This window comes from uncultured Porphyromonas sp., assembly GCF_947254915.1.
GTDB lineage: Bacteria > Bacteroidota > Bacteroidia > Bacteroidales > Porphyromonadaceae > Porphyromonas.
In genome coordinates, this window is record NZ_CAMYEZ010000174.1 from 1 (window position 1) to 2,502 (window position 2,502).

Annotated in this window: 3 protein-coding genes; 1 reads left to right on the forward strand and 2 read right to left on the reverse strand. The window is 54.9% G+C overall.

Annotated elements, in window-relative coordinates:
- On the forward strand, window positions 1–1,014 hold a 1,014-nt coding region (locus tag Q0X57_RS08155), incomplete at its 5' end, for a GH3 auxin-responsive promoter family protein (protein ID WP_297729991.1).
- 408 nt (window positions 1,015–1,422) lie between these two features.
- Here the strand turns inward: Q0X57_RS08155 and Q0X57_RS08160 are convergent.
- Together Q0X57_RS08160 and Q0X57_RS08165 are read right to left on the reverse strand one after the other, a co-directional pair.
- Window positions 1,423–1,725 carry a PG0541 family transporter-associated protein gene (locus Q0X57_RS08160; RefSeq protein WP_297729993.1) on the reverse strand — a complete coding sequence of 101 codons (303 nt, stop codon included), beginning with the start codon at window positions 1,723–1,725 and terminating at the stop codon, window positions 1,423–1,425.
- A 3-nt stretch (window positions 1,726–1,728) separates the two neighbouring features.
- Window positions 1,729–2,502: efflux RND transporter permease subunit (locus tag Q0X57_RS08165; protein WP_297729995.1), on the reverse strand; the 774-nt coding region annotated here is incomplete at its 5' end.

Sequence of the window (2,502 nt, forward strand, 5' to 3'; positions counted from 1 at the left end):
CTCTCCGCCATATTGGTGGAAAACATGCCCGCCCTAGGCGAATGGCATCGCGTTCCCTCGAAGCAAACCCTCCTCATGAGCGAATGGACCGCCAAGATGCGACAGATCGTCCAGGAGGTCGCGACAGCAGATGTGGGCAGTCTCTCAGGCGTGCCGAGCTGGATGCTCGAGACCATTATGGCGATCCTAGAGCATACAGGACGAGAGAACCTCTCAGAGGTGTGGCCTCACCTCGAAGTCTTCTTTCACGGGGGCATCAGCTTTGATCCGTACCGTGAGCGGTACCGTCAGATCATCCCGTCCGAGCGGATGCAGTACCGTGAGACCTACAATGCGAGCGAGGGCTTCTTTGGCATTCAGGATGACCCCACCTCTAGCTCTATGCTCCTGATGCAGGACTACGGTATCCTCTACGAATTCATCCCGATGTCTCAGTTTGACGCACCCGACCGTCAGGCTATACCGCTAGCCGATGTACAGAAAGGGGTCAACTATGCGCTCGTCATCTCCACCCTCGGAGGGCTTTACCGCTACATCATCGGCGACACAGTCATGTTCACCGAGTTGCACCCCTACAAGTTCATCATCACGGGACGTACGCAGAGCTTTATCAATGCCTTCGGCGAGGAACTGATGGTCCACAACACGACCACAGCCATCTCACGCGTCGCTCAGGAGATGGGCATCACGGTGCTAGACTACACGGTGGCACCGCGCTTCTGCCTAGATACAGCGAATGGCTATCACGAGTGGATCGTAGAGTTTGAGACACCGCCAGCCGATCCAGAGCACTTCATCGAGCGTATTGACCAAGAGCTCCGCACGCTCAATAGCGACTACGAGGCAAAGCGCTATGCCAATATGGCGCTCCTAATGCCCCGTCTAGTGGTTGCTCGGCGAGGGCTCTTCAACGACTGGCTCGAGGAGCAGGGCAAGCTCGGCGGGCAACACAAGATACCCCGCCTGCGGAGCAACGCCGAGCTCAACGATCGTCTCATCGAGCTCAACAAATAGCGACAACATCAGTCAGATAGAACAGGGCTGACACATTATAAAAATGGACTAATCTCTACGGAGAAAATCGTGAATTCCTCTGTGGGGATCTTTGATTTTCCAGTGAGGAGCGGAGAAACTCTTCGGACTTTTGATTTCATTCTTCCGAACTTTCATTTCATTCTTCCGAAGTTTTATTTCTCGTCTCCGTAGAGAAATTCTGTTTTTCACCAAGCTATTTGGGATTTCCTCGGATATCGCCCTGTGCAGCTCCTAGCAGAGTGCTTATAATGCGTTAGCCCTGCCAGATAGGAGGAGTTTCCCCTGCGGGAAGCTCCTTTTTCTAGTATGACGGGCATGTCATACCGAAGAAAGCGTCAGCCCCGTTCGTGCGAGACTGACGCTTCTTACTGTGCTAGCGCTGTATCGTTAGATCATATTGGTGACCTCCCAGGCGAAGGCTCGCAGACCTTGCTGGGGGTTGTCTAGATCGATCTGATGAAGTGCCGAGAGGATTCGCTCTGCTCGCTCAGCATCCGTGATAACCATCATAGCGCCATTGGTCGTCGGCCAAGCATGGCTCCCGAGATGCGGTTCGCCCGTTGCGGAGCCACGTCCGCAGACTTCGCTCCACTCTGTATAGCCCTTGGCATTGTGCTGCTCGAGGGTGCGTAGGACGAGCCCATGCAGGGCGCTGTTGTAGACGATGAAGAGTGCCGTTTGTCTATTCATAGCTTAGTGGTGGTTTTTGAGACTTTTCTTGCGCCGACGCCGTATTTGACGGCGAGAGACCAGCGCATAGATACAGGGGATCAGGAGGAGCGTGACCAGCGTTGAGATAGTCAGACCGAAGGCTACCGTGACACCCATTGGCTGCCACATCTCGCTACCCTCTCCGATGCCGATAGCCATCGGGATCATACCGAAGACGGTCGTGAGGGTCGTCATCAGCACAGGACGCAGACGCGATGCCCCCGCATGGAGCAGCGCAGTGCGTACGGACATACCACGCTCACGATTGAGTATGGTGTAGTCAATCAGGACGATACCATTCTTCACCACGATACCGACGAGCATGATTGCTCCGATGAAGGCAATGATGCTCAAGGGGACACCCGTCAGGAGCAGACCGATGATAACGCCCGTAAAGGCAAAGGGTACGGAGAACATGATGACAAATGGGGAGGCCAAGCTCTCAAACTCCGCAGCCATCACGATGAAAACTAGGAAAACGATGAGAAGCAGGAGCGTGCCTAAGTCTGCAAAAGCCTCTTGTTGCTGCTCGAAAGCTCCCGTGATTTCGTAGCTTACGCCCTCGGGCATATCCATCCCGTCAAGGGTCTTCTGAGCGGTGCGGACGAGATCTGAAAGGGCTGCCTTGGGTGCTGGCGTGAGGGCAATGGTGACGACACGTGAGCGGTCTTTCTGGTAAATGGCGGGGGGCGCAAAGTGCTCCTCGACCTTGCCCAGTTCACCTAGTCGTACACTCGTTCCCTGCGGGGTACGTAC